Here is a 24,899-nt window from a genome sequence, read left to right on the forward strand (position 1 = left end):
TGCGCAAGCCCCGATTACTGAAGCGCTTCTCCGTGCTGCGAAATATCCAGCCCCTCGAGCTCGTGCTCACGGGATACGCGCAGGGGCACGAACAGGGAGACGAGCTTGAGCAGGACGAAACTCACGCCGGCCGCCCAGACGAAGGTGACGGCGACCCCGTAGAGCTGGATCAGCAATTGCTGCGGATGGCCCTCGATCAGGCCGGCGGTGCCGCCGATCGCGCTGGTCGCGAACACACCGGCCAGCAGCGTGCCGGTCAGGCCGCCGATGCCGTGGACGCCGAACACGTCGAGGGAATCGTCATAGTTGAAGCGGTGCTTGAGCCAGGTGCAGGCCCAGTAGCAGACCGCGCCGGCGACGATGCCGATGACGATGCCATGCCAGGGCGCAACGAAGCCCGAGGCCGGCGTGATCGTGCCGAGCCCGGCGACCGCGCCGGAGATCATGCCGAGCACCGACGGCTTGCGGCGGGTCGACCATTCGATCGCGCCCCAGGTCAGCGCGCCGGAGCAGGCCGCAAGATGCGTCGCGATGATCGCCAGCACCGCGCGTGAATTGGCTGCGCCCGCCGAGCCGCCGTTGAAGCCGAACCAGCCGACCCACAACAGGCCGGTGCCCATCACCGCGAGCGACAGATCGAATGGCGACAGATTTTCGGTGCCGTAGCCGTGGCGGCGGCCCATCACCTTGGCGGCGACGAGGCCGGCGGTGCCGGCCGACAGATGCACGACGAGGCCGCCGGCGAAATCCAGCACGCCCATGCTGGCGAGGAAGCCGCCGCCCCACACCCAATGCGCCAGCGGAATGTAGACGAAGATGAACCAGGCGACCGAGAACACCAGATAGGCGGAGAATCGCATCCGGTCGGCGACCGAGCCCGCGACCAGCGCCACCGTGATGATGGCAAAGGTCATCTGGTACAGCATGAACAGCGCTTCCGGGATCGTCTTCGCCGCCGGGTTGACGCTGTCCATCGTCATGCCCGCGAGGAACCAGCGGTCGAGCGTTCCGATCCACGGCCCGTCGCCGACGAAGCACAGCGAATAGCCGAACGCCACCCAGAGGATCGAGATCATCGTCACCGCGGCGAGGCTCTGCGCCATGGTGGCGAGCACGTTCTTCTTGCGCACCATGCCGGAATAGAACAGCGCCAAGCCGGGGATCGTCATCATCAGCACCAGCGCGGTGGCGACGATCATCCAGGCGGTGTCGGCGGTGTTGATCTCGGAATTCGCGGCCTGCGCAGGCGCGGCAATGATCGACATAAATCCGGCCGGCGCAGCCATAGCAGCTGCGCGGCGCAACAATCCCGCCATGTCATTCCCCCCGGCATCAATTGGCGTCGCACGCTGTGGCGTCGTTGCCCGGTGCGATCGAAGAAGGATCAAAGCGTTTTCGAGCGAAGTGGATACCGTTTCGCGTGAAGAAAACGCGTCAAAACGAAAAGCCTTAAAGCGCGTCGCTGTCGGTTTCGCCGGTGCGGATGCGCAGCGCGTGGTCGATCGGCGTGACGAAGATCTTGCCGTCGCCGATCTGGCCGGTGCGCGCCGTCGCGGTGATCACGGCGACCGCCTTGTCGGCGACGTCGGAGGCGACCGCGATCTCGATCCGCAGCTTCGGCAGGAAGTTCACGACATATTCCGCGCCGCGATAGATCTCGGTATGACCCTTCTGGCGGCCGTAGCCTTTCACCTCGGTCACGGTCATGCCGTGGACGCCGATCGCGGTCAGCGCCTGGCGGACTTCATCGAGCTTGAAGGGTTTGATGATCGCGACGACGAGTTTCATGGTCAGGCCTATTCCCCGGGGATGCGCCACGCCGTATGTCCCCGGCGCAGCGTCAATCTGGCATCTTTCCGGGCAAATGGCATAAAAAACTTGCAGACTGAAGCGGAAAAACGTTTGGCCATGTGAACCGCCGCCTCTGTACAGGGCATCCGTTCATCCTTCACAATGCGTTTTTGGCATGGATGCGGTGAACCGAAGCGTCCCGGCCGGTACAAAAGTATGTTTGAGGGGGACGCTTCATGGCGAGTTGGTTCTACGCATCCGAGGGCAAGCAACAGGGACCCTATCCGGAAGGGCAATTCCGCGACCTGGTCGCGCAGGGAGTTGTGCGCCCGGATACGCTGGTGTGGTCCGAGGGCATGGCCGGCTGGCAGAAGGCCGCCGAAATTCCCGGCCTGATCGGCGGTGGCGGTGCGCCCCCGATGATGCCGGCCGGCGGTCCGCCGATGATGGGCTCCGGTGGTTACGCTGGCGCCGGCTACGCTGGTGGTGGCGGTGGCAGCGGAGGAGCGCTGTCGGTCGATTTCGGCATCCTCGAGTTCACCTGGCGCAGCATCGTGATGCTGATCGGCATGTGCCTCATCATTCCGGTGCCGTGGGTGTTCGTCTGGTACACGAAATGGATCGTGTCCTGCGTGAAGGTGCCCGGCCGGCCCAATCTCAGCTTCACCGGCAATGCGATGACGCTGGTGCCCTGGTTCTTCGGCTTCATCGTCCTGGCGATCGCGATCGGCGTCATCGGCAGTGCGCTGCTCAGCAATCTGCTGTTCATCGCGCAGATCGTGCTCTACTGGCTGCTGATCAAATGGATGGTCGCGAACCTCGCCTCCAACGAGCAGCCGCTCGGGCTCAGCTTCTCCGGCTCAGCTTGGGCCTATATCGGCTGGAATCTGTTGTTCGCGATCTCGATCATCACGATCATCGGCTGGGCCTGGGTCGCCGCGGCGCAGATGCGCTGGTTCTGCCGCAGCATCGAAGGCACGCGCCGTGAGATCGTGTTCAAGGGCAGCGGTCTCGGCATTCTCTGGCGCGGCATCGTCGCCGCGATCCTGTCCAGCCTCATCATCCCGATCCCGTGGGTGTATCGCTGGATCATGAACTGGTTCGCGTCGCAGACCGAGCTCGCTCCGCGCGGGTCGCTCGGAGCTTGATCGCAAATCCCAGGCGCGACGAACTCGCGCCTGGGCGCTAGGACTTCCGCTCGCGCACAGAACCTTCCTGCGCGACGGAGGCCACCAGCGTGCCGTCGGGCTTGAAGATCGAGCCGCGGGTCAAGCCGCGGCCGCCGCGTGCGTTCGGCGAATCCTGCGCGTAGAGCAGCCATTCGTCGGCGCGAAACGGGCGATGAAACCACATCGCGTGGTCGAGGCTCGCGGGCATCATGCGCTTGTCGAACAGCGTGCGGCCGTAGCGCGCCATGATCGCGTCGAGCAGCGAAAAATCCGAGGCATAGGCCAGCGCGCACATGTGCAGCGCCGGATCGTCCGGCAGCTTTGCCGCGGTCCTGATCCAGACGTGAATGCGGCCGTCCTCGATCTTCTGGCCGAAATAACGGCCGAGCTCGACCGGGCGCAGCTCGATCGGACGATCGGACTCGTAGTAGCGGCGGATGAACTCCGGCATCTCCTTGAACATCGGCTGCTTCGCCACCTCCTCCGCCGTCAGCTTTTCCGGCGGCGGCACGTCGGGCATCTTGTCCTGATGATCGAACGCGCTCTCCTCGTCGGTGTGGAACGACACCATGATCGAGAAGATCGCGTTGCCGTGCTGGATCGCGGTGACGCGGCGGGTCGAATAGCTCTTGCCGTCGCGCAGGCGCTCGACCTGGTAGATGATCGGGATCTGCGGATCGCCCGGCAGGATGAAATAGCAATGCAGCGAATGCGGCAGCCGGCCCTCGACCGTGCGGCAGGCCGCAACCATCGCCTGCCCGATCACCTGGCCGCCGAACACCCGCTGCCAGCCCGTCTTCGGGCTGTTGCCGCGGAACAGATTCACCTCGAGCTGTTCGAGGTCGAGAATCGAGATCAGGTCGATCAGGCCTTTGGACATGATGGTGCTTTCGAAGCATCTCGTCATTCCCGGGCATCGCGACAGCGATGACCCCGGAATCCCGAGCCGATAACCTCTGGATTCCGGGTTCGCGCTTTTGCGCGCCCCGGAATGACGGAATGAGGCAGTTCCGCCCTTGTTTCACCGCACTGTTTCGCCCACCTCAAGTCTGCTAGCAAGGCCTGGAAAAGCCGAAGTGTGAGCCAGGAATTTGGTATGCCGGTACAGGGTAGCATTGTCATTGGTGGCGGCGCGTTTGCCGGCCTCGCGCTGGCCCTGGCGCTGCGCCAGGGGCTCGGGCCCGAGATTCCCGTCATCGTCGCCGACCCCGCGCTCGCGACCCGTCCGAGCCGCGACCCGCGCGCGACCGCGATCGTGGCCGCCTGCCGCCGCCTGTTCGAGGCCATCGGCGCCTGGGACGCCGTCAGGGGCGAGGCGCAGCCGATCCTCGACATGGTCGTCACCGATTCAAAGCTGGAAGACGCCACCCGTCCGGTTTTTCTGAACTTTGCCGGCGATGTCGCGCCGGGCGAACCGTTTGCGCATATGGTCGAGAACCGCCGTTTGATCGACGCGCTGGTGGTGCGGGCCGAAGCCGAGGGCATCGATCTCCGCGCCACGACGGTCGCGTCTTATGACGCGCGCCCGGAAGGCGTCGACGTGACGCTTGGCGACGGCAGCGTGATTGCGGCAAGCCTGCTGGTCGCCGCCGATGGCGCGCGGTCGAAACTGCGCGAGCGCGCCGGTATCGTCACCCATGGCTGGGAGTACGATCAATCCGGCATCGTCGTCACCGTCGGCCATGAGCGCGATCACGACGGCCGCGCCGAGGAGCACTTCCTGCCCGCGGGTCCCTTCGCGATTCTGCCGCTCTCCGGAAAACGATCCTCGCTGGTGTGGACCGAGCGCCGCAGCGAGGCCGCGCGCATCATCGCGTTGAGCGACGAGGAGTTCCACGGCGAGCTCGAGCGCCGGTTCGGCCTGCATCTCGGCGAGGTCAAGGCGCTCGACAAGCCGCGTGCGTTCCCGCTGTCCTATTTCGTGGCGCGCTCCTTCATCGCCGAGCGTCTCGCGCTGGTCGGCGATTCCGCGCATGTCATCCATCCGATCGCGGGCCAGGGCCTCAACATGGGGCTGAAGGATGTCGCAGCACTGGCCGAAGTCGTGGTCGATGCCGCGCGGCTCGGCATGGATCTCGGCGGCGTCGACGTGCTCGAACGTTATCAGCGCTGGCGCCGCTTCGACACCATGGCGATGGGCGTTGCCACCAACTCGCTGAACTTCCTGTTCTCCAACCAGTCGACGCTGCTGCGCACGGTGCGCGACATCGGCCTCGGCCTCGTCGACCGCGCCCCGCCGCTGAAGAACCTCTTCATCCGCCAGGCCGCCGGTTTGACCGGTGAGATCCCGCGGTTGCTGAAGGGTGAGGCGTTGTAGCAATCGCGCAAGCTCTAACTCCTCATCCTGAGGAGCGCGCTTGCGCGCGTCTCGAAGGATGAAGGCCGAGGTGAGAGAGCCGGGCTTTCATGGTTCGAGACGGCGCTATCGCGCCTCCTCACCATGAGGGCCGCCTGATCAATCGATCTTGCGCGCCTCTTCCGGCAGCATGATCGGGATGCCGTCGCGGATCGGGTAGGCCAGCTTGGCGCTGCGCGAGATCAGCTCCTGCTTTGCGGAATCGAACTCCAGCGGACCCTTGGTCAGCGGGCAGACCAGGATCTCCAGCAATTTGGGATCGACGCTGGTTTCGGGGCGTTCGGTGGGAGCGTTCATTGGGGTCTCCGAAGATCGCTTGCCTCTAGCACAGAAAATCGCGGTCGCCCATTGCGCCAACAGAGCGTTTTCGAGCGAAGTGGGTACCGGTTCGCATAAAGAAAACGCGTCAAAACAAGAATCTAGGCAGAGACCATCCGCATGATCTCGTCGAGCAGGCCCTGGAGCCGTGCCGCCGGCACCGGCGTGCCCGACAAGGCAAAGCCCAGGAATGTCCAGTACAGGATCTGCGCGCGCGCCTGCGCCTTCGCCGGCTCAAGCCCCCGCATCGCAAGCAGCGTCTCGATATAGTCGATCCTGCGGCGGTCGATCGCGCGGACCGCGCCTTGCGCGGCCGCATCGAACGCCGCCCAGCTGCGCACGGCGCGCTCGAGGTCGAGCCGGGCGCCAAAGGATCTCCGCAGCAGCGCCTTCAGCGGCTCGTCGCCAGCGGCCTCGACGTCGGCGATGATCTGTTCGGCCGCGATCTCGCGCCAGCGCTGCAGGACATCGGCGTGGAACGCGCCGAGATCGGCGAAATGCCAATAGAAGCTGCCGCGCGAGACGCCCATGGCCCTTGCGAGCGGATCGGCTTTCAGGGCCGTGAAGCCGTTCTTGGCCAGCGCCTTCAGGCCCTGTTTGATCCAGTCGTCGGCGGAGAGTTGTTCGGTCATGACCGGTTCCGGAAAAGTGGCCATACACTAGTGTATTGACAGGCGGCGAGCCAGCGCCTATCTCACCATACATAACTGTATGGACGAAGCTTCAGGGAGCTGTTCCGATGCGTGATCTCTTGCTCCAGTGCTCCGGCGTCGTGGCCATTGCCGTGGCGCTCATCCATGGCGTTCTCGGCGAGACCAAGGTCTTTGCCCGCGCCCGCATCGAGCCGGAACGGCTCCGCACCCTGATTCGCCTGGTCTGGCAGGCCTCGACCGTCGCCTGGATCGGTGGTGGTGTGCTCCTGATCGCGGCGCCCTGGATGGAATCGGAGCTGGCGCGCCGCTGGATCGTCGTCACCATGGTCTGTGTGTTCGGTTTCTCGGCTGTCGCCAACGCGTGGGCCACGCGCGGCCGCCATTTCGGCTGGATGGCGCTCAGTGCCGTCGTTGCGATGGCGGTTGCCGGCTATTGAGGTGCCGCGCACAGAATGCCGGCCGTCAAACCGTGAGGCGTAAGGCCGCAGCGGCCGCTCAAATGCCAGCTGCCTACGGAGCCAACTGATCTTTTCCGGATCGTTAGAATAACTCTAAAGCCATCTCCGTCCAAACCGGATTGACTTCATTATCTCCTTTGCTTCCTTCGGTCCCGCTTCGCGGCTCCGCGCAGCGCCCACGACAGAGGAGGAGACGTTCGTGAAGGTCATTCGTGTAGTTGCCATTGCACTGACGATCGGAATTGGCATGGGATCGGCGGCCATGGCCGACGGGTTCAAGGACTGCACCAAGCTCGACAAGGCGTCGTGGAAGCCGGCCAGCGAAGCCGAAGCCAAGGCCAAGGCGCTCGGCTACGAGGTGCGGCGCTCCAAGATCGAAGGCTCGTGCTATGAGGTCTACGGCGTCAAGGAAGGCAAGCTCTACGAGCTGTTCTACAGCCCCGAAGATCTTAGCCTGAAGAAGACGGTTGCCAAGTAAGGTTTCAAGCAAGGTCTTGAGCAAGGCTTGAGGATAGTCACGGCTTGATCGACGAAGCGGTGCCAGAAACGCGCGGGGCGTCCGACGGGACCCCCGCGGATCGAACGGCTTCGCGGACGGTCGCAGTCTGGGACCTCCCGCTACGCCTCTGGCACTGGGCCCTCGCGGTCAGCATCTTGGCCGCGTGGTTCACGCCCACCGTCTACGATACCCTTCACCGCATCGTCGGCTATACGGTGCTCGGGCTTCTCGCCTTCCGCCTGGTCTGGGGTTTTTGGGGAAGCCGCTATTCGCGCTTCCGCATGGTCGGCGTCCGGCTTCGGGTCGCGCCACACTATCTCTGGAATCTACGCCGCGGCATGACCGGCCGCTATATCGGCCTCAATCCAGCCGGCACCTTGATGCTGGTAGCGCTGCTGCTGGCGATCGCCATCTCGGCCATCACGGGGGCGATGTCGGTGACCGTCACCTTCTTCGGCCTGTGGTGGGTCGAGGACACCCACGCGATAGCATCCGACGCCGTCATCGTGCTGGCCGTGGTACACGTGCTGGGCGTCGTGCTGATGGGGCTTCTCCAGCGCGAGAACCTGATCCGCGCGATGTTCACCGGACGCAAGCGCATCCGCCATCATCAATAGGGTTTTTGAGGCGGCGCTCTCTCCTGGTCATGGCCGGGCTTGTCCCGGCCATCCACGTTCTTTTGTGCCTCTCAGACGTGGATGCCCGGGTCATCGGCGAGCGAAGCGACGCCGTCCTTCGGACGGCTATGCCCGGGCATGACGGAGCGTGACGCGGCAGCGCGCCCCTTACTGCAACGGCGGATCGCCGCTGGTGCGCTTCTTGGCGAGATCCATCTCGGTCACCGCGATCAAGATTTCGGCGCGGGTCTTCAAATCCGGCGCCTCCAGCATGGCCTGCTTTTCCGCGGGGCCATAGGGCGACATCATCGCCAGCGCGTTGACGAGCGCTTCGTTGGGCGCGCTCTCGACGCCTTCCCAGTCGACCTTGAGATTGTTGGCCTTCAGGAAATCCGCCAGCACGGTCAGCAGCGCCTCGCGATCGACCTCGTCCTCGCCCATGCGCGCGGTGAAGTCGTCGAGGAAGGTGAAGAAGTCCACCTTGCACTGGCGGTAGGCGGTCAGCACTTCGAGCTCCTTGACCACCTTGAAGCGCGAGACGCCGGTGAGCTCGAGGAGGTAGCGGCCGTCGCCGGATTCGGCGAGCTGGGTGATGCGGCCGACGCAGCCGACGCGGAACAGCGCCGGCCTGTCGGAATTCTTCGGCGAGTGCGCGACGTCGGGCTGGATCATGCCGATCAGGCGATGGCCGTCGCGCAAGGAATCGTCGACCATCGAAAGGTAGCGCGGCTCGAAGATGTTGAGCGGCATCTGGCCGCGCGGCAGCAAAAGCGCGCCCGGCAGCGGAAATACCGGAATGATCTCCGGCAGGTCGGCGGGGCCGCGATATTCGATGTTGATCGGCATCTGGACCCCGCTAGACTCGCTAGAGCATGATCCGGAAAAGTGTGAAGCGGCTTTCCGACAAGATCATGCTCCAACAATAACCCTTACGAAAACAGGATCGTCGACAAGCGCTTTCGTCCCTCGACGGTAGCATCATCCGTGCCACCCCAGGCCTCGAAGAATTGCACGAGCTGCTTGCGAGCGCCGTCGTCGTTCCACTTGCGGTCGCGCTTGATGATCGCCAGCAACTGCTCGGTGGCCGCCGCCCGGTTGCCTTGCGCATTCAGCGCGGTCGCAAGGTCGAAGCGAGCCTGGTGATCGAGCGGGTTTGCGGCGACTTTCTGTTCCAGCTCGGCCACCGGCCCCAGCTGCTCCGCCTGCTCGGCGAGATCGATCGCGGTCTGCACGGCCTTCACGGCGGGGTCGTTGCGCTTGGATTCCGGCACCATCGCCAGCGTCTGCTTGGCCTGCTCCATCGCGCCCGAGACGGCGTAGCATTTCGCGAGTCCGGCGAGGGCCGCGATGTTGGTCGAATCGTGCTGCAGCACCTCGGCATAGATCTGCGCCGCGGCGGCGGCATCCCCCTCGGCGAGCACCGCCTCGGCCTCTTGCAGGATCTCGGCGATATTGGGCTCGCCCGGCGCCGTCACGCCTTTGGTCACCTTTTCGATGAAGGCATTGACCTGGCTCTCCGGCACGGCGCCCATGAAGCCGTCGGCCGGCTGGCCGTTGACGAAGGCGATCACAGCCGGGATCGACTGGATGCCCATCTGGCCCGGGATCGCCGGATGCTGGTCGATGTTCATCTTGACCAGCTTGACCTTGCCCTTGGCCGCCTTGACCGCCTTTTCCAGCACGGGCGTGAGCTGCTTGCAGGGGCCGCACCACTCCGCCCAGAAGTCGATCAGCACCGGCTGGCGCTTGGATTCCTCGATGACGTCCTTCACGAAGGTCTGGGTGGTGGTGTCCTTGATCAGATCGGCCGCGGCCGCGCCCGCCGCTCCGTTACCCTGGTCGATGATCGTCACGGGATCCCCTCGTCTGATGTCTGGAATGGCGGCTCTTTAGCACGTCGCCAAATCATATGCTTCGTTGTCGGCTCCTAGATTGGGCCGAATGGGCCGAATTTCAATCCATCAGGGCCGATTCGCCGGTTCCGGCGCGTTTTCGGACGATTTGGCCGCATTCGGGGTCCATATAGGGCCTTCGAAACCGAATCTATGCTGCCGGTAGCTGTTGCATTCGCCGCCCGCTTTTGGCATACGACAGCCGTTGCCGGCGCGTCATGCGACCGACACAGGATGCGGGTGTAGCTCAGTGGTAGAGCACGACCTTGCCAAGGTCGGGGTCGAGGGTTCGAGCCCCTTCGCCCGCTCCAATTTTTCCCAAAGCATCCAGCCAAACCGGGTCGGGCCGTGGTTTTCCACGCCGCTGGCGGCTGTATTGGGTCTCAAATGACATTTCTGGTCACGGGCAGCGCGGGCCACCTTGGGGAGGCCGTTCTCCATATGCTCCGGGGACGCAGTTTCCCCGCGCGTGGGATCGATCTGAAGCCATCGCCCTTCACCGATGCCGTCGGCTCGATCGTCGATTCCGACTTCGTGCGGCGCCAGATGGAGGGCGTCACCGCCGTGATCCACACCGCGACGCTGCACAAGCCGCATGTGGCGACCCACAGCAAACAGGATTTTGTCGACACCAACGTCACCGGCACGCTCAATCTGCTCGAGGCGGCCATAGCCGCCGGCGTGCGCAGCTTCGTCTTCACCAGCACCACCAGCGCATTCGGCTCGCAGCTTCGACCCGGAGCCGGACAGGCTGCGGTGTGGGTCACCGAGGATCTGGCGCCGGTGCCGAAGAACATCTACGGCACGACCAAGCTGATGGCCGAGACTCTGTGCGAGCTGTTCTTTCGCGAGCGCGGCCTGCCCGTCGTGATCTTGAGGACCTCGCGCTTCTTCCCTGAGAACGATGACGATCCCGCGATGCGCTCGGCTTACCCGCTGGACAACGCACAGGCCAACGAGCTGCTCTATAGACGGCTGGATATAGCGGACGCGGTGAGCGCCCATCTCCTCGCCGTCGAGCGCGCGCCGAAGATCGGTTTTGCCCGTTACATCATCTCCGCGACGAGCCCGTTCGAGCCCCGTCATCTCGCGGCACTCGCGCGCGACGCGGCCGGTGTCGTGCGCGAGCTCTACCCGGATTGCACGCAGCTCTATGCGGCGCGTGGATGGCGGCTATTCCCCGAGATCGACCGCGTCTATGTCAACGACCGTGCGCGGCACGAGCTAGGCTGGCGACCCGAATTCGACTTCGCGCATGTCCTGAGCAGCCTGCGCGATGGCCGCGATTTTCGCAGCACGCTGGCGCGCGAGATCGGGTCGAAAGGCTATCACGACACGGTATTCGACGACGGACCCTATCCCGTCGCCTCGTAATCGCCGTCTTTGCCGTTTTGCTCGACGCATCAAATGTCTGCCCGGCATCACCGGGAGCAGACCGGGCTGAGCCGTTCTACTGTGCATGGGGTTGTTTTCGCAATTTTGTGCGACCGCCCCTCCCGCTGCCTGCAAATCAGTCACGCGCCATTTTTTGATTCCGCGTTGCAGCGAGACCGTGATCGTCGCCGTGCAAATCTTCGTGGCATTCAGTCTCAATTTCTATTGAGTCTGACTGCAGTGCTCCCGACGCGCTTCTCACCGTCCGCAGATGTGCTAACCTTTTTGCGTCTGTCGTCCTGACAGAGTTCGAACTTCGCCTCTCGACTAGCAAAACAAAATAACGTGCAGCCCTGACGGCTGCCTTAGGGGAGTGACGCGATGAAATTCCATCGATCCGTCTTTCAATCCGTCCTGGCGCTTGCAGCGGTTGCCCTTCTTGCGGGGACAAGCGCCGGTCATGCGCAGGACAAGAGCAAACCGCTCAAGAAGTACGAATCCGGCACCAAGGAATTCTGGACCCATCCACCGGATGACTGGTTCCTCGGCGACGAGACCGAGGCGCAGAAGGGCCTCGCGCCGCCATCGGGGCCGCCGACCGGCGCGTCGGAGGCCGAGCTCGCCGCGATGATGAAGAAGATCAAGCTGCCGGCCGGCTTCAAGATCGAAGTCTATGCGCCCGGCGTTCTCGCCGCGCGGCAGATGGCCTGGGGTGACAAGGGCACGCTGTTCGTCGGCTCGTTCGGCCTCGGCAACGTCTATGCCATCAAGGACAACAACGGAAAGAAAGAGGTCAAGACCATCCTCAAAGGGCTGAACATGCCCACCGGTCTCGCCTTCAGGGATGGCGCGCTCTACGTCATCGCGGTCGACAAGCTGATCCGTTACGATAACGCCGAAGCCAATCTCGACAAGCTCGGCGACGGCAAGGTCGTCTATGATGACATGCCCTCCTATGCCGCGCATGGCTGGAAGTACATCGCGGTCGACAAGGAAGGCTGGTTCTACCTGCCGTTCGGACCGCCGTTCAACGTCGGCGTGCCCCCGACCAGCGTCTCGCAGATCCGGCGCGTCGATCCCAAGACCGGCAACGCCGAAATCTATGCGCTCGGCGTTCGCAACTCGGTCGGCGGCGACGTCGATCCGCGCACCGGCAAATACTGGTTCACCGAGAACGCGCGCGACTGGATCAGCGACGATCTGCCCTCAGACAAGCTGAACATGATCTCGAAGATCGGCGAGCATTTCGGCTATCCCTACTGCCACCAGGGCGACCTGCTGGATACGAAGTTCGCGATGGGTCACAAGTGCTCCGAGTTCACGCCGCCCGTGCTGAACCTCGGCGCGCATGTCGCTCCGCTTGGTATGAAGTTCTATACCGGCGATCAATTCCCCGCCGAGTACAAGAATAACATCCTGATCGCCGAGCATGGCTCGTGGAATCGTCACAAGTACCAGGGCGGCAATATCACGCGCGTGATCGTCGGCCCCGACGGCAAGAACGCCAAGAAAGAGGTGTTCGCCTCCGGCTGGATCGAGGGTGACCAGGGCTATCTCGGCCGTCCCAACGACATCATCCTCGCCAAGGATGGCTCGATCCTCGTCGCCGACGACTGGGCCGGCGCGATCTATCGCATCAGCTACAGCAAGAAGTAGCGTAAGACGACACGAGGCTGCGACCGGACGACGGTCGCAGCCTCTTTTGTTTGTGACAGGCTTGCAGCGGAACGCGTTCGTCATGCCCGGACTTGATCCGGGCATCCATCAAACGAGAAACCTCTTTGCAAACGGGATGGATTGCCGGGCCTACGCCAAGCAGGCGGGTCAAGCCCGGCAATGACAGTCGGAGAAATCAGCCATGCGAGTCGTTCGGTTTGGAATTCTGTCTGTGACGCTATCGCTCGCAGCACTTGCAATCGTCCGCGCTCAGGCCGCTGATAATGCCGCGATCCAGGAGAAGGCCGCCGTCTGCTCCGGCTGTCACGGCGAGAACGGCATTTCGCAGACGGAGAACATCCCCTCGCTGGCCGGCCAGCCCGATCAATTCATCCAGTGGCAGCTCGTGTTCTTCCGCGCCGGCTCGCGCAAGAACGACCAGATGCAGCCGATCGCCGAGGAGATCACCAACGAGGACATCCGCAATTTCGGCGCCTATTTCGCGCAGATGACGCCGCCGAAGGCAGCGGAAGACGCGGATCCGGACCTGTCGAAAAAGGGCGCGCAAGTTGCCGTCGGCCGCCGCTGCGCCTCGTGCCATACGGATAGCTTTGCCGGCACCAAGGCCGTCGCGCGGCTCGCGGGCCAGCGCGAGGAATACCTGGTCAAGGCGCTGCACGACTACAAAAGCAGCCAGCGCGTCGGCGGCGGCGGCGCTGCGATGGCCGATGTCGCCTATCACATGAGCGATGAGGAAATCACCGCCGTCTCGCACTATCTCGCGTATTTCAAGTAACGACGGAGTCGTTGCGGCAAACGCCGCTGTCGTCCCGGGGCGCGACGAAGTCGCGAGCTACGATGCGCAATTGCGCATCTGAGGACCCATAGCCACAGGATCAAGTTTGGCGAAGACTCGTGGTGACCAGCTCGCGTCATAACCACTCCCTGTGGTTATGGGTCCCGGGCTCGCGCTCTGCGCGCCCCGGGACGACAGCGAAGTTTGGAGCTACCCCGCCCGCTGCCTCTCATACGCCTTCAGATGCGTATACGCTATGCGCAGCTTCGGCACCGGCACCTTGGCGGCGTCGGCGCGCGCGATGAGGTCGCCGATGACGTGATCGGCCTCGACCGGCAGGCCCGCCTTGATGTCGCGGAACATGGATGCCGTCATCGGCGATCCCTCGGTGGTGAGGTTGCCCTTCACGCGCTCGAAGAACGGGCCGCCCGGCGTGTAGCCCGACGCGGTGGCGATCGCGCTGGTCTCGTCCAGCATGCCGAGCAAAAAGTCTCGGCCGCCGGGGGCTGCGAGGATGTTGCCGACGGAGGTGCGCATCAGGCTGGTGCTTGCGGCGAGCGAAGACAGGAACACCCACTTCTCCCACATGTCCTGCATGATGTTCTGGCTGGCGGCGGCGCCATTGATACCGCTCTTGAAGGCCTCGTCGATCGCCTTGACCCGGTCCGAGAGCTTGCCGTCGCGCTCGCCGTAACTGAGCGACTGCATCGGCTGGAGCTGCACCACTTCGCGCTTCTCGTTCAGGGTCGCCGCGATGGCGCAGAGGCCGCCGAGCACGCGCTCCTTGCCGAATTTTTCGTCGAGCGTGTCGAGATGCTTCATGCCGTTGAGCATGGGAATGATCGCTGTATCTGGCCCGACCGCCGCCGCGAACGATTTGATGGCGTCGTCGAGGTCGAATGCCTTGCAGCTCAAGAGCACGACGTCGAACTTTTCCTTGAGCGCGTCGGCCTGAACGGTCGGCGGATTCTTCAGCGTCACGTCGCCGTTCGGGCTCTTGATGACGAGGCCGGCGCTCGCGAGCTCGCTGGCGCGCCGCGGCCGGACCAGGAAGGTGACGTCGCGGCCGGCCTGTAACAGCCTGCCACCAAAATAGCCGCCGATGGCGCCGGCGCCGACCACGAGGATACGCATGGGAGAACTCCGTTTTTATTCTTGGCTTTGTACTTGGCTTTATTTTTGGCGGATGGCGAATAGGAAGTAGCGAATAGCAGGCGCGATTTCCAATCGCTATTCGCTACGCGCCATTCGCGCGCTTCACTTTCCCGACACCATCTCCTCGACCTCGCGCAGCTGCTCCTTGCCGAAGAACATCTCGTTACCGACGAAGAAGGTAGGCGAGCCGAACGCACCGCGGGCAACGGCGTCCTCGGTGTTCTTGATCAGCTTGCCCTTGACCTCGGGCTCCTGGGCGCGGGCGAACAGTTTTTGGGCATCGAGGCCGGAGGACGCCAACGCCTTCGCTGCGACTTCCGGGTCGTCCATCTTCTTCGGCTCGCGCCACATGTGGTGGAAGGCGGCCTCGACATATTTTTCGAACACGCCCTCGGCCTGTGCCGCGATCGCCGTGCGCATCAGGTTCAGCGTGTTGACCGGGAAGAACGGATTCATGACATAGGGCTGGACCTTGAAGCGCTTGACGAAGCGCTCGGTCTCGACCGCCTGGAATTCGCGCTTGTTCTTGATGCCGGCGAGCGTCTCGGCCGGCGACTTGTTGTTGGTCGACTTGAAGATGCCGCCGAGCAGGATCGGCACGTACTCGAATTTGACGCCGATGCGCTGCTCGATCGCCGGGATCGCGAGATGACTGAGATAGGCGTTCGGGCTGCCGAAATCGAACAGGAATTGCGGGGCTGTGCGGGTCAAAATCGTTCTCCCTGACCTGGCTTTTAATCTGGCTTTTCATGCATTGTGGCGCAGGGCGCGCCACGGGTCCACCGTTTAATGATGGTCATAATATCTTGATGATCCGGTCAGATCAGACGCCGAATCGCGCGCCTGCGCCACACCGCGAGGTAATAGCCCATCTGCAAAACGAACATGGCGCAGAACACGATCGGATAGGCGGCCCACACACCTTTCAGGCCGATCGTGCGGCTCAGGATCACAGCGGCCGGCAGCTCGATTGCGACAATGGCGAAGATCGAGAGCAGCATTGGCGTCAAGGCGACGCCGGCCGCGCGCATGGCTCCGGAAAACACGGTAGCCAGGCCGAACGGCACCGAGCTCCACAGCGCGATGTGAAGCAGTCCCCCGGCGAGGTCGAGCACGGCACTGTCGGTGATGAAGAGGCCGAGCACGGTCCGCGGCGCCAGATAGATCAGCCCCACCAGCCCGCCGGTCAGGACGATGTTGAACATGAGGCCGGTGCGCACGATGCCATCGAGCAGCGTCCTGTCGCCGCCGCCGATGGCCTGTGCGCCGAGGATCGAGACCGCGATCGAAATCGACATTGCCGTGAACTGCGTGTAGCCCATCACCTGGTTGACCGCGCCATACGCGGCGGTGGCATCCGATCCAAAGCCATTGACGAGCCCGAGCAGCACCAGCTCGGCGATCGCCATCACCACCATGCCGACCGCGCTCGGCAGTCCGATGCCGAGGATCTTTCCGAGCACGGCACGATTGAGCCGCAGATGACGCAGCAGCGCGCCATCCGGTGCCAGTGCATGCTTCGTCCGCAGCAGATAGACGGCCAGCGCGAGCAGCGTCAGCGCGTTGGCAATCGCGGCCGCCCAGGCCGGACTGGTGATTCCGGCGGCAGGCATCCCGAACGCGCCGCGGATCAGCATCGGCGTCAGGATCAGTCCGATGGTGGTCGACAAGGCCAGCGCCAGCAGCGGCGTCACGGCGTCACCGACGCCGCGGATCATCGCCGTCATCAGCAGGAAGACGAAGCCGAGCGGCATGGTGAGCAGCATGATGCGCGCATAGGCACTCGCCTGGTCGAGGATGTCCGGAGGCGTCGCGAGCATCGTCATTAATTGCCGGCTGAAGAAGCCGCCGGCCAATGCAACCGAAAGCGAGAGCAGCAGGCCGATCGCGAGCGTCGTGCCGACGACGATCCTGATCCTGCCGTGCTCGCCAGCGCCAAAGGCCTGGCCGATCAGCACAGTGGCTCCGGTGCTCAGGCCCATGACGAAGGCGAACAGGAAGAACATCACCGGGAAGAACGCCGACACCGCTGCGAGCGCGTCGACGCCGATCATCTGGCCGAGATAGACGTTGCTGACGGTCCCGAACAGCGATTGCAGCGCGTTGCTCAGCACCAGCGGCGCGAGGAAGCGGAGGAATGTCGTCCAGAGCGGTTTTGGCGCGGACATGGATTGGCCTTTCATCAGGGCGTGCGAAGCCGTTGCCGCGCGATGCACGCGCGGCTTGGCCGTCGATGGGGTGAGAGAAAGTGCTGCGCCTAAGCGCGGTCGCTGTAGGCGAGCTTGACGATGTGGTCGCGGACGTCGACCGGCCAGTCGGCGATCAGTCCGGTGAAGCGCCGCCGGTCATCGGCGAACAGGGCGCGCGAAGCTTCCTCGAACTGCGGCAGATTACCGGCCATGGTCGACATGAAGTGATAGGCCGCATCGCGGGCCTGCCGCTCGCGGTCCTTGTCGCCGCTGACGCGTCTTGCCTCGTCGACGAGCTTTCGCAGCGCGACCGAGGCGCCGCCCGGCTGGGCTCCGAGCCACTCCCAGTGCCGCGGGAGCAGCGTCACCTCGCGCGCGACCACGCCGAGCTTGGGCCGGCCGCGCCCGCGGGGCTCGCTCGGTGGCGCGGTCTCCTCGACCGGCGGCGGGACAAGCTTCGCCACCCGCGCCAGCACCTCGCGATCCCCGCCGCGCAGATCGAAGTCGATCGGTCGGCCCGTGCTGTCCTCGAAGATGATGATGGGCTCGTCCGGCGGTGACGTCATCCGCTTGACGACCAGCGCGACCTCTCCCGCTGGCCCGGACGCCAGGCGGCGATGACCCTGGAACGCCGTGAAAGTCCGTTGCATTGAAATCATTGCCATATTGATGACGTTGGCCTTTTAATATCCGGGTAAATTGCTGACGTCAATATACCCGGGTGAAATTATCCGTCTGGATGGCTCGACATTGTGTTCCCGGGCTGGCACGAACGGCGCGGCCGACCGACCACGCCTAGCCTGGGGACCTCAACGATGCTGACCGTTCACCACCTCAACAATTCCCGCTCGCAGCGGGTGCTGTGGCTGCTCGAGGAGTTGGGCGTGCCCTACGAGATCGTGCGCTATCAGCGCCAGCCGGATATGCGCGCGCCGAAGGAGCTGCGCGCCATCCATCCGCTCGGCAAGTCGCCCGTCATCACCGACAACGGCAACACCATCGCCGAGTCAGGCGCGATCATCGAATATCTCATTGCGACCTACGGCAACGGCCGGCTGATTCCGCCGCCGAACACGCCGGAGCGGCTGCGCTTCACTTATTGGCTGCACTATGCGGAGGGCTCGGCGATGCAGCCGCTGCTGCTCAAGCTGCTGTTCACGCTGATGCCGAAGCGCGCACCCGCGCTGCTTCGCCCACTGGTGCGCAAGGTCTCGAACCAGGCGCTCACCGCGCTGGTCAATCCGCAGCTCAAGCAGCACATGGATTATTGGGAAGGCGAGCTCGGCAAGAGCGAGTGGTTCGCCGGCAGCGAGTTCACCGCCGCCGATATCCAGATGAGCTTCCCGCTCGAAGCCGCGCAAGCGCGTGGCGGGCTCGAGCTCGGCCATCCCAAGGCGATGGCATTCCTGGAGCGCATCCACGCGCGGCCGGCCTACGCCAGAGCGCTGGAAAAGGGCGGGCCGTATCAGGTGGGACGGTAAGTTTCCTCACCGCCCCGGTATGACCTGCTAATCCGCGTGCAGCACGCGCCCGCGCGTCTCCGGCAGCGCGAAGGCGGCAATGAAGAACAGCACGTAAGCCACCACCGCGAACATCGCGATCGCATTCGCGAGCGACGTCGTCGCCGAGAGTGCGCCGACCAGGAATGGAAACAGCGCGCCGATGCCGCGGCCGAAATTGTAGCAGAAGCCCTGGCCGGAGCCGCGCAACCGCGTCGGATAGAGCTCGGTCAGGAACGCGCCGATCCCTGAGAAATAGCCCGAGGCGAAGAAGCCCAGCGGGAAGCCGAGCACCCACAGGATCTCGTTGGTCAGCGGCAGCTGCGTGTAGAGCAGCACCACGGCCATGGCGCCGATCGAGAAGATCAGGAACAGATTGCGCCTGCCGATGCGATCCGCGAGCCAGGCCCCGACGAGATAGCCGATGAAAGAGCCGATGATCAGCGTCGAGAGATAGCCGGTCGAACCGACGATCGACAGGTGCCGCTCCTTGGTCAGGAACTGCGGCACCCAGAAGGTGACGGCGTAGTAGCCGCCCTGGCAGCCGGTCGCCATCAGCGAGGCCAGGATCGTGGTCTTCAGGATCGGGCCGGCGAAGATTTCCCAGAGCGCCGGACGATCGCCGCTCGCGGCCTGTTTTGCGCGGGCCTCGGTAGCGATCTCGGGTTCGGTGACGGAGCGGCGGATGTAGAACACCAGCAGCGCCGGCAGTGCGCCGATCACGAACATCCAGCGCCACGCCGTCTCCGGCGGCAAAGCCGAGAACAGGATTGCCTGCGACAGCACGGCGAGACCCCAGCCGACCGCCCAGCCCGACTGCACCGAGCCGACTGCGCGTCCGCGATATTGCGGCCGGATCGCCTCGCCCATCAGCACGGCGCCCGCCGCCCACTCGCCGCCGAAGCCGAGGCCGAGCACGGCGCGTGCGATCAGGAGCTGGTCGAAATTCTGCACGACCGCGCAGACCAGCGAGAAGAACGAGAACCAGATGATGGTGATCTGGAGCGTCCTGACACGTCCGATATGATCGGAGAGATAGCCGCCGAGCCAGCCGCCGATCGCGGAGGCCAGCAGCGTCACGGTGCCGGCGAGTCCGGCCGAGGCCGCATCGACCTTCCACAGCGCGATGATGGTGCCGATCACCAGCGGATAGATCATGAAGTCCATGCCGTCGAGCGCCCAGCCCGCCGCGCAGGCCCAGAACGTCCGTCGCTCCGGCGCGTTCATGTCGCGATAGAAGGCGAGAAGGCTGGTGTCTTCGATCTCCGCGCGCTCAATGCGCTGGGTCGGATCGGCTGTGCTCATGTGCGTTTCCCCGGCGGTCCCTTAAAGCTGCGCGGTGGTAGCACGCACGGCAGCCCGCGCAAGCAGGCGCGCGCTGCCGTGCCATGCAACGGCAAGACTACTGTCCCGCGGCTTCCGCGCCGCGGGTACGCGGATCGGGCGCGCCGAGCGGCCCGTTCGGCGTCACCAGAATCGAATTGGCCGAGGTCTGTCCCATCGGCTCGACGATGAGGTGATCCATCGCCTTCAGCTCGAACAGCACATTGCCGGGAAAGCCGCTCTCGACGCGCACCTCGTCCGGCAGCCATTGATGGTGCAGCCGTGGCGCAGCGACGGCGGCGGCAACATCCATCTTGTAGTCGAGCACGTTGACGATGACCTGGAGCACGGTCGAGATGATGCGGCTGCCGCCGGGCGAGCCCGTCACCAGCACCGGCTTGCCGTCCTTGAGCACGATGGTCGGGGACATCGAGGACAACGGCCGCTTGCCGGGTCCGGGCAGATTGGGCTCGAAACCGACGAGGCCGTAGGCGTTGGAAGCGCCGACCGCGGCGGTGAAATCGTCGAGCTCGTTGTTGAGCAGCACGCCGGTTCCTTCGGCAACGAGGCCGACGCCATAGCTAAAATTCAGCGTGGTGGTGTTGCTGACGGCATTGCCGCCGGCGTCGACGACGGAAAAGTGCGTGGTGTTGGTGCCCTCGCGCGGCGCGGGAGGGGCAGAGACGAGCTGCTTCGACGGCGTGGCGCGCTCCGTGGAGATGCCGGCGCGCAGCTTGGCGGCGTAGTCCTTTGCAGTGAGCGTGTCGATCGGCGCATTGACGAAGGCGGGATCGCCGAGATAGCGCGCACGATCCGCATAGGCGCGCTTCATGGCTTCGATCAGCAGATGCAGCGAGGCCGGCGACCCCTGTTTCAGATCGGCCAGCTGAAAGCCCTCGAGGATGTTGAGCGTCTCCACCAGCACCACGCCGCCGGAGGACGGCAGCGGCATCGAGACAATGTCGTAGCCGCGATATGTGCCGCGCACCGGGGCACGGACCACGGCCTGATAGGATTTCAGATCGGCCGGCGTCATGATGCCGCCGGCGTCAGTCACGGCCTTGGCGAGCTTGTCCGCGACCGGTCCCTCATAGAAGCCGCGCGGCCCCTGTGCGGCGACGGCCGATAGCGTTTCGGCGAGATCACTCTGCACCAGCCTGTCGCCTTCGCCGAGCGGTGTGCCGTCGGGGCGCGAGAAGATCCTGGCCGACGACGGCCAGCGCGCCAGCCGCCGGTGCCAACCCGGCAGCGTGTCGGCAAGGTCGTCGGTGACAACAAAACCGTCGCGGGCGAGCCCAATCGCGGGCTCGAGCAGCTGTGCCAGCGTGAACCGGCCCGAGCCGTATTTTTCCAAGGCCAGCACAAGACCGGCGACGGTGCCGGGCACGCCGACGCCGAGCGCGGAATCCCGCGACTTCGCCGCATCGGGCTTGCCGTCAGCGCCGAGGAAGATCTGCGGGGTGGTCGCAGCCGGCGCGGTCTCGCGATAGTCGATCGTGATGTCCTCGTTGCGCTCGGCCGAATGGATCACCATGAATCCGCCGCCGCCGATATTGCCGGCGCGCGGATACGTCACGGCCATCGCAAAGCCGGTGGCGACCGCGGCATCGACCGCGTTGCCGCCGCGGCGCAGGATGTCGGCGCCGACTTGCGCCGATATCTTTTCCTGCGCCACCACCATGCCGTGCTCGGACGGAACGGCGTGCACCGTGTCGAGCGCGGGTGGGACATAGGCTCGCCGCGCATCCTGTGCGGTGGCAGACGAAAAACCAAACGCCAGAGTGGCAATGAAGGCGAAAAATGTCCGCCGTGTCGGATATGACGACATCATCAAGCTTCCGTCGCGGCCTCAGGCCAGTTCCCACGCGTCGCTTCAATGCTATACGCTTTGCCCCAACAGAGGCAAAACTGTTCGTGATGGGGACTGGAATATGACGACGATCGCCTCGGATGCGCGCTTGGCCGGCGCGCAGCGGACCTATCCGCCGCGCGCCGCCGTTATCAGCTGGATCTTCTTCGATTGGGCCGCGCAGCCTTACTTCACGCTGATCACGACCTTTGTTTTCGCACCCTATTTCGCCACCAGCATTGCGCCAGATGCCGCCACCGGCCAGTCGTTGTGGGGCTTTGCGATGGCGGCCGCAGGCCTCGCGATCGCGCTGATGTCGCCGGTGCTCGGCGCCATTGCCGATGCCTCGGGCCGCAGGAAGCCGTGGATCGCTGGATTCGGCGCACTGCTGGTGCTGGCGGCCTGCACGCTGTGGATCGGCAAGCCCGGCGATCCCGCCATCATTGCGCCGCTGCTCACGGCGGTCGCGCTCGCCAGCGTCGGCGCGGAATTCGCCACCGTCTTCAACAACGCGATGATGCCGACCCTGGTGCCGCCTGAGCGGATCGGCCGGCTCTCCGGCACCGGCTGGGCCACGGGTTACATCGGCGGCATCGTCAGCCTCGTCATCGTGCTCGGCTTCCTCGCCGCCAATCCCGAGACCGGCCGCACGCTGCTCGGCTTCAAGCCGCTGTTCGGGCTCGATCCGGTCAGCCACCAGGGCGATCGCATCGTGGGACCGCTGACCGGGCTGTGGTTCATCATCTTCGTGACGCCATTGTTCCTGTTCACGCCGGATTATCCGGCGAAGCATCCGGTGCGCGAGGCGCTGCGCGAGGGATTGTCGGATCTCAAGCAATCGATTAAGGGCCTGCCGCAGCGGAAATCGCTCGCGGCATTCCTGCTCGCCAACATGATCTACACCGACGGCCTGGTGTCGCTGTTCGCGTTCGGCGGCATCTATGCCGCCGGCACCTTCGGCTGGCACACGATCCAGATCGGCACCTTCGGCATCATGCTCGCGATTGCCGGCGCCCTTGGCGCATGGCTTGGCGGCAAGCTCGACGATGGTCTCGGGCCGAAGCGCGTCATCGCCGGCAGCCTGCTTGTTCTGTTGCTGGCGGTGGCGGCGATTCTTCTGGTCGACAAGGACAGCGTCCTGTTCGTCAAGGTTGCGCCGCCTCTTCCGGGCGCGCCCCTGTTCTCGAGCGCGGCCGAGCGCGCTTATCTCGTTTTGGGTTGTCTCATCGGCGCTGCCGGCGGCCCGCTTCAGGCCGCCTCGCGCACTCTGTTGATCCGTCTCGCGCCGAAGGATCGCATCGCGCAGTATTTCGGCCTGTTCGCGCTGACGGGGAAGGTAACGTCCTTCATCGGCCCGCTGCTGATCGGCATGATCACCGCGGTGACGGCGAGCCAGAAGGCCGGCATGGCCGTGCTGGTGGTGTTCTTCGTCGCGGGGCTGGGGTTGTTGATGCGGGTACGGGATTAGTGGCGTAGCCCGGATGGAGCGAAGCGCAATCCGGGGCCGCTGTCGCTGAGACGTGAAACCCGGATTTCGCTGCGCTCCATCCGGGCTACGCAAATCGCGTTAGTGCCGGAAGTGCCGCGTGCCCGTGAACACCATGGCGATGCCGTGCTCGTTGGCGGCCTTGATCACCTCGTCGTCGCGCATGGAGCCGCCGGGCTGCACCACGGCGGTGGCGCCGGCCTCGATGCAGGCGAGCATGCCGTCGGCGAACGGGAAGAACGCATCCGACGCCACCACCGAGCCCCTGGTGAGCGGCTCTGCGAGCTTGAGCTCATTCGCCGCGTCCTGCGCCTTGCGCGCCGCGATCCGCGCCGAATCCACCCGGCTCATCTGGCCCGCGCCGATGCCGACGGTGGCCAGATCCCTGGCGTAGATGATGGTGTTGGACTTGACGTGTTTTGCCACGCGGAACGCGAATTTAAGATCGCGCATCTCGGCGTCGGTGGGCGCACGTTTAGTCACGACCTTGAAGGTCATGTCGTCGACCACCGCGTTGTCGCGGCTTTGCACGAGGAGGCCGCCGGCGACCGTCTTGGCGGTGAGGCCAGGCGCGCGCGGATCGGGCAGGCTGCCGGCGAGCAGCAGGCGCAGATTCTTGCGCGCGCCGATGATGGCGATCGCCTCCTCGCTGGCATCGGGCGCGATGATCACCTCGGTGAAGATCTTTGTGATCTCGCGCGCGGTGTCGGCGTCGAGCGCGCGGTTCATTGCGATGATGCCGCCGAACGCCGAGGTGGAATCGCAGGCCAGCGCCTTGCGATAGGCGCTGACGAGATCGGAGCCTTCGGCGACGCCGCACGGATTGGCGTGCTTGACGATGACGCAGGCCGCGGTGCGCTTGGCGTCGAACTCGCCGATGCACTCATAGGCCGCATCGGTGTCGTTGATGTTGTTGTAGGAGAGCTCCTTGCCCTGGAGCTGGCGCGCGGTCGAGACGCCTGGCCGCTTGTCGGGCGTCGCATAGAACGCCGCGGTCTGGTGCGGGTTCTCGCCATAGCGCAGCGACTGGATCAGTCTGCCGCCGAAGGCGCGGAAGTCAGGCGCGTCGATTTCGAGCTGGCGGTTGAACCAGTTCGAGATTGCGGCGTCATAAGCTCCGGTGCGCGCATAGGCCTTTGCGGCAAGCCGCCGGCGCAGTTTCAACGTCGTCGATCCGTTGTTGGCGGCGAGCTCGTCGAGCACGGCCTTGTAGTCCTCGGCCTCGACCACGACGGCGACGTCGTCATGGTTCTTCGCCGCGGCGCGGATCATTGCGGGGCCGCCGATGTCGATGTTCTCGATGCAATCCTCGAAGCCCGCGCCTTTGTCGACGGTCGCCTCGAACGGATACAGGTTGACGACCAGGAGATCGATCGGCGCGATGCCGTGCGCCTTCATCGCCTCCGCATGTTCCTTGTTGTCGCGGATCGCGAGCAGGCCGCCATGCACCTTCGGATGCAGCGTCTTGACGCGGCCGTCCATCATCTCGGGGAAGCCGGTGAGGTCGGAAACGTCCTTCACCTTGAGGCCGGCCGCGGCGATCGCCTTGGCGGTGCCGCCGGTCGAGACCAGCTCGACATCGTGCGCGGCAAGCGCCTTTGCGAACTCGATCAGGCCGGTCTTGTCGGAGACGGAGAGAAGAGCACGGGTGACGCGGCGGGGATGGTCAGTCATGAGCAAGATCCTCTGTCTTAAGGAGTGTCTATGCCCAGGCGCGCGGCTTCTGTATCCCGCGCTTCCCGATGGTGCTCCATCCAAGGTCGCCAGTCGCGCGAGCGAGGGCTCGATAGCAGCTTTCGGCCGTTTTCACAACGATGAG

24 protein-coding genes, 1 tRNA gene and 1 riboswitch are annotated in these 24,899 nt (G+C 64.5%); of the genes, 11 read left to right on the forward strand and 14 right to left on the reverse strand.

What is annotated here, in order from left to right:
- Positions 1 to 14: 14 nt before the first annotated feature.
- Both ABIB99_RS29100 and ABIB99_RS29105 read right to left on the reverse strand, forming a co-directional pair.
- Positions 15 to 1,316 (reverse strand): ammonium transporter, encoded by a 1,302-nt coding sequence (locus ABIB99_RS29100; RefSeq protein WP_135213951.1) that lies wholly within the window; start codon positions 1,314 to 1,316, stop codon positions 15 to 17.
- 133 nt (positions 1,317 to 1,449) lie between these two features.
- A complete protein-coding gene (locus tag ABIB99_RS29105; protein WP_008142802.1) occupies positions 1,450 to 1,788 on the reverse strand; it encodes a P-II family nitrogen regulator in 339 nt (112 codons plus the stop codon).
- Positions 1,789 to 2,027: 239 nt separating this feature from the next.
- Here ABIB99_RS29105 and ABIB99_RS29110 point away from each other — a divergent pair, with 239 nt between their 5' ends.
- Positions 2,028 to 2,939 carry a DUF4339 domain-containing protein gene (locus tag ABIB99_RS29110; protein WP_063980297.1) on the forward strand — a complete coding sequence of 304 codons (912 nt, stop codon included), beginning with the start codon at positions 2,028 to 2,030 and terminating at the stop codon, positions 2,937 to 2,939.
- A 37-nt stretch (positions 2,940 to 2,976) separates the two neighbouring features.
- Here ABIB99_RS29110 and tesB read toward each other — a convergent pair whose 3' ends face one another.
- Complete coding sequence (gene tesB / locus ABIB99_RS29115) at positions 2,977 to 3,840, reverse strand: acyl-CoA thioesterase II (protein WP_063985977.1); 864 nt, start codon at positions 3,838 to 3,840, stop codon at positions 2,977 to 2,979.
- A gap of 216 nt (positions 3,841 to 4,056) precedes the next feature.
- Between tesB and ABIB99_RS29120 the strand changes: the two genes are divergently transcribed.
- A complete protein-coding gene (locus ABIB99_RS29120) occupies positions 4,057 to 5,277 on the forward strand; it encodes a ubiquinone biosynthesis hydroxylase (RefSeq protein WP_063980298.1) in 1,221 nt (406 codons plus the stop codon).
- Positions 5,278 to 5,415: 138 nt separating this feature from the next.
- Here the strand turns inward: ABIB99_RS29120 and ABIB99_RS29125 are convergent, their stop codons facing one another.
- Both ABIB99_RS29125 and ABIB99_RS29130 read right to left on the reverse strand, forming a co-directional pair.
- The gene (locus tag ABIB99_RS29125; protein ID WP_011083431.1) at positions 5,416 to 5,613 is read right to left on the reverse strand and encodes a Trm112 family protein; all 198 of its coding nucleotides are present in this window, start codon (positions 5,611 to 5,613) and stop codon (positions 5,416 to 5,418) included.
- A 122-nt stretch (positions 5,614 to 5,735) separates the two neighbouring features.
- Positions 5,736 to 6,266: a TetR/AcrR family transcriptional regulator gene (locus ABIB99_RS29130; RefSeq protein WP_354113544.1), complete on the reverse strand. Its 531-nt coding sequence runs from the start codon at positions 6,264 to 6,266 to the stop codon at positions 5,736 to 5,738.
- Positions 6,267 to 6,373: 107 nt separating this feature from the next.
- Here ABIB99_RS29130 and ABIB99_RS29135 point away from each other — a divergent pair, with 107 nt between their 5' ends.
- The 3 genes from ABIB99_RS29135 (at position 6,374) to ABIB99_RS29145 (ending at position 7,861) form a co-directional block, all read left to right on the forward strand.
- A complete protein-coding gene (locus ABIB99_RS29135) occupies positions 6,374 to 6,724 on the forward strand; it encodes a hypothetical protein (protein WP_085403062.1) in 351 nt (116 codons plus the stop codon).
- Between the two features lie 220 nt (positions 6,725 to 6,944).
- On the forward strand, positions 6,945 to 7,223 hold the full coding sequence (locus tag ABIB99_RS29140; RefSeq protein WP_354178771.1) for a PepSY domain-containing protein: 279 nt from the start codon (positions 6,945 to 6,947) through the stop codon (positions 7,221 to 7,223).
- A 44-nt stretch (positions 7,224 to 7,267) separates the two neighbouring features.
- Positions 7,268 to 7,861 carry a cytochrome b/b6 domain-containing protein gene (locus ABIB99_RS29145; protein WP_085403061.1) on the forward strand — a complete coding sequence of 198 codons (594 nt, stop codon included), beginning with the start codon at positions 7,268 to 7,270 and terminating at the stop codon, positions 7,859 to 7,861.
- A 168-nt stretch (positions 7,862 to 8,029) separates the two neighbouring features.
- Here ABIB99_RS29145 and ABIB99_RS29150 read toward each other — a convergent pair whose 3' ends face one another.
- Together ABIB99_RS29150 and trxA are read right to left on the reverse strand one after the other, a co-directional pair.
- Positions 8,030 to 8,707 (reverse strand): LON peptidase substrate-binding domain-containing protein, encoded by a 678-nt coding sequence (locus ABIB99_RS29150; RefSeq protein WP_028150201.1) that lies wholly within the window; start codon positions 8,705 to 8,707, stop codon positions 8,030 to 8,032.
- Between the two features lie 83 nt (positions 8,708 to 8,790).
- Positions 8,791 to 9,714 carry a thioredoxin gene (gene trxA / locus ABIB99_RS29155; RefSeq protein ID WP_063980302.1) on the reverse strand — a complete coding sequence of 308 codons (924 nt, stop codon included), beginning with the start codon at positions 9,712 to 9,714 and terminating at the stop codon, positions 8,791 to 8,793.
- Positions 9,715 to 9,989: 275 nt separating this feature from the next.
- Between trxA and ABIB99_RS29160 the strand changes: the two genes are divergently transcribed.
- The 4 genes from ABIB99_RS29160 to ABIB99_RS29175 all read left to right on the forward strand — a co-directional run bounded on the left by ABIB99_RS29160 (position 9,990) and on the right by ABIB99_RS29175 (position 13,579).
- Positions 9,990 to 10,064: transfer RNA gene (locus tag ABIB99_RS29160), tRNA-Gly, on the forward strand.
- 76 nt (positions 10,065 to 10,140) lie between these two features.
- Complete coding sequence (locus ABIB99_RS29165) at positions 10,141 to 11,127, forward strand: NAD-dependent epimerase/dehydratase family protein (protein ID WP_354178775.1); 987 nt, start codon at positions 10,141 to 10,143, stop codon at positions 11,125 to 11,127.
- Between the two features lie 381 nt (positions 11,128 to 11,508).
- A complete protein-coding gene (locus tag ABIB99_RS29170; RefSeq protein ID WP_071908734.1) occupies positions 11,509 to 12,783 on the forward strand; it encodes a PQQ-dependent sugar dehydrogenase in 1,275 nt (424 codons plus the stop codon).
- Positions 12,784 to 12,985: 202 nt separating this feature from the next.
- Positions 12,986 to 13,579 carry a c-type cytochrome gene (locus ABIB99_RS29175; RefSeq protein ID WP_135213942.1) on the forward strand — a complete coding sequence of 198 codons (594 nt, stop codon included), beginning with the start codon at positions 12,986 to 12,988 and terminating at the stop codon, positions 13,577 to 13,579.
- A gap of 210 nt (positions 13,580 to 13,789) precedes the next feature.
- On the opposite strand, the gene panE is transcribed toward ABIB99_RS29175, so the two are convergent.
- The 4 genes from panE to ABIB99_RS29195 form a co-directional block, all read right to left on the reverse strand.
- Positions 13,790 to 14,713: a 2-dehydropantoate 2-reductase gene (gene panE, locus ABIB99_RS29180; RefSeq protein ID WP_166104984.1), complete on the reverse strand. Its 924-nt coding sequence runs from the start codon at positions 14,711 to 14,713 to the stop codon at positions 13,790 to 13,792.
- Positions 14,714 to 14,836: 123 nt separating this feature from the next.
- Positions 14,837 to 15,445: a 2-hydroxychromene-2-carboxylate isomerase gene (locus tag ABIB99_RS29185; protein ID WP_063980307.1), complete on the reverse strand. Its 609-nt coding sequence runs from the start codon at positions 15,443 to 15,445 to the stop codon at positions 14,837 to 14,839.
- Between the two features lie 107 nt (positions 15,446 to 15,552).
- Entirely contained in the window at positions 15,553 to 16,902 is a 1,350-nt protein-coding gene (locus tag ABIB99_RS29190; RefSeq protein ID WP_354178778.1) for an MATE family efflux transporter, read from the reverse strand.
- Positions 16,903 to 16,991: 89 nt separating this feature from the next.
- Positions 16,992 to 17,588: a DUF2239 family protein gene (locus ABIB99_RS29195; protein ID WP_354178780.1), complete on the reverse strand. Its 597-nt coding sequence runs from the start codon at positions 17,586 to 17,588 to the stop codon at positions 16,992 to 16,994.
- A gap of 150 nt (positions 17,589 to 17,738) precedes the next feature.
- Here ABIB99_RS29195 and ABIB99_RS29200 point away from each other — a divergent pair, with 150 nt between their 5' ends.
- On the forward strand, positions 17,739 to 18,404 hold the full coding sequence (locus ABIB99_RS29200; protein ID WP_028151097.1) for a glutathione S-transferase family protein: 666 nt from the start codon (positions 17,739 to 17,741) through the stop codon (positions 18,402 to 18,404).
- Positions 18,405 to 18,431: 27 nt separating this feature from the next.
- On the opposite strand, the gene ABIB99_RS29205 is transcribed toward ABIB99_RS29200, so the two are convergent.
- Both ABIB99_RS29205 and ggt read right to left on the reverse strand, forming a co-directional pair.
- Positions 18,432 to 19,727, reverse strand: a complete 1,296-nt coding sequence (locus ABIB99_RS29205) for an MFS transporter (RefSeq protein WP_354178782.1) — start codon at positions 19,725 to 19,727, stop codon at positions 18,432 to 18,434.
- 97 nt (positions 19,728 to 19,824) lie between these two features.
- Positions 19,825 to 21,576 carry a gamma-glutamyltransferase gene (gene ggt / locus ABIB99_RS29210; RefSeq protein ID WP_354178784.1) on the reverse strand — a complete coding sequence of 584 codons (1,752 nt, stop codon included), beginning with the start codon at positions 21,574 to 21,576 and terminating at the stop codon, positions 19,825 to 19,827.
- A gap of 100 nt (positions 21,577 to 21,676) precedes the next feature.
- On the opposite strand from ggt, the gene ABIB99_RS29215 reads away from it, so the two are divergent.
- Complete coding sequence (locus tag ABIB99_RS29215) at positions 21,677 to 23,062, forward strand: MFS transporter (RefSeq protein WP_166105012.1); 1,386 nt, start codon at positions 21,677 to 21,679, stop codon at positions 23,060 to 23,062.
- 99 nt (positions 23,063 to 23,161) lie between these two features.
- Here ABIB99_RS29215 and purH read toward each other — a convergent pair whose 3' ends face one another.
- A complete protein-coding gene (purH, locus tag ABIB99_RS29220) occupies positions 23,162 to 24,754 on the reverse strand; it encodes a bifunctional phosphoribosylaminoimidazolecarboxamide formyltransferase/IMP cyclohydrolase (RefSeq protein ID WP_354178787.1) in 1,593 nt (530 codons plus the stop codon).
- 25 nt (positions 24,755 to 24,779) lie between these two features.
- A riboswitch (ZMP/ZTP riboswitch) is annotated at positions 24,780 to 24,861 on the reverse strand.
- Between the last annotated feature and the right edge of the window lie 38 nt (positions 24,862 to 24,899).

It is taken from the genome of Bradyrhizobium sp. LA6.1, from assembly GCF_040547805.1.
Taxonomy (GTDB): Bacteria; Pseudomonadota; Alphaproteobacteria; order Rhizobiales; family Xanthobacteraceae; genus Bradyrhizobium; species Bradyrhizobium barranii.

Coding starts and splice junctions, on each gene's coding strand:
- ABIB99_RS29100 (WP_135213951.1), bottom strand. CDS start 1,316: ATGGCGGGATTGTTGCGCCGCGCAGCTGCTATGGCTGCGCCGGCCGGA.
- ABIB99_RS29105 (WP_008142802.1), bottom strand. CDS start 1,788: ATGAAACTCGTCGTCGCGATCATCAAACCCTTCAAGCTCGATGAAGTC.
- ABIB99_RS29110 (WP_063980297.1), top strand. CDS start 2,028: ATGGCGAGTTGGTTCTACGCATCCGAGGGCAAGCAACAGGGACCCTAT.
- tesB (WP_063985977.1), bottom strand. CDS start 3,840: ATGTCCAAAGGCCTGATCGACCTGATCTCGATTCTCGACCTCGAACAG.
- ABIB99_RS29120 (WP_063980298.1), top strand. CDS start 4,057: ATGCCGGTACAGGGTAGCATTGTCATTGGTGGCGGCGCGTTTGCCGGC.
- ABIB99_RS29125 (WP_011083431.1), bottom strand. CDS start 5,613: ATGAACGCTCCCACCGAACGCCCCGAAACCAGCGTCGATCCCAAATTG.
- ABIB99_RS29130 (WP_354113544.1), bottom strand. CDS start 6,266: ATGACCGAACAACTCTCCGCCGACGACTGGATCAAACAGGGCCTGAAG.
- ABIB99_RS29135 (WP_085403062.1), top strand. CDS start 6,374: ATGCGTGATCTCTTGCTCCAGTGCTCCGGCGTCGTGGCCATTGCCGTG.
- ABIB99_RS29150 (WP_028150201.1), bottom strand. CDS start 8,707: ATGCCGATCAACATCGAATATCGCGGCCCCGCCGACCTGCCGGAGATC.
- ABIB99_RS29165 (WP_354178775.1), top strand. CDS start 10,141: ATGACATTTCTGGTCACGGGCAGCGCGGGCCACCTTGGGGAGGCCGTT.
- ABIB99_RS29170 (WP_071908734.1), top strand. CDS start 11,509: ATGAAATTCCATCGATCCGTCTTTCAATCCGTCCTGGCGCTTGCAGCG.
- ABIB99_RS29175 (WP_135213942.1), top strand. CDS start 12,986: ATGCGAGTCGTTCGGTTTGGAATTCTGTCTGTGACGCTATCGCTCGCA.
- panE (WP_166104984.1), bottom strand. CDS start 14,713: ATGCGTATCCTCGTGGTCGGCGCCGGCGCCATCGGCGGCTATTTTGGT.
- ABIB99_RS29190 (WP_354178778.1), bottom strand. CDS start 16,902: ATGTCCGCGCCAAAACCGCTCTGGACGACATTCCTCCGCTTCCTCGCG.
- ABIB99_RS29195 (WP_354178780.1), bottom strand. CDS start 17,588: ATGGCAATGATTTCAATGCAACGGACTTTCACGGCGTTCCAGGGTCAT.
- ABIB99_RS29200 (WP_028151097.1), top strand. CDS start 17,739: ATGCTGACCGTTCACCACCTCAACAATTCCCGCTCGCAGCGGGTGCTG.
- ABIB99_RS29205 (WP_354178782.1), bottom strand. CDS start 19,727: ATGAGCACAGCCGATCCGACCCAGCGCATTGAGCGCGCGGAGATCGAA.
- ggt (WP_354178784.1), bottom strand. CDS start 21,576: ATGATGTCGTCATATCCGACACGGCGGACATTTTTCGCCTTCATTGCC.
- ABIB99_RS29215 (WP_166105012.1), top strand. CDS start 21,677: ATGACGACGATCGCCTCGGATGCGCGCTTGGCCGGCGCGCAGCGGACC.
- purH (WP_354178787.1), bottom strand. CDS start 24,754: ATGACTGACCATCCCCGCCGCGTCACCCGTGCTCTTCTCTCCGTCTCC.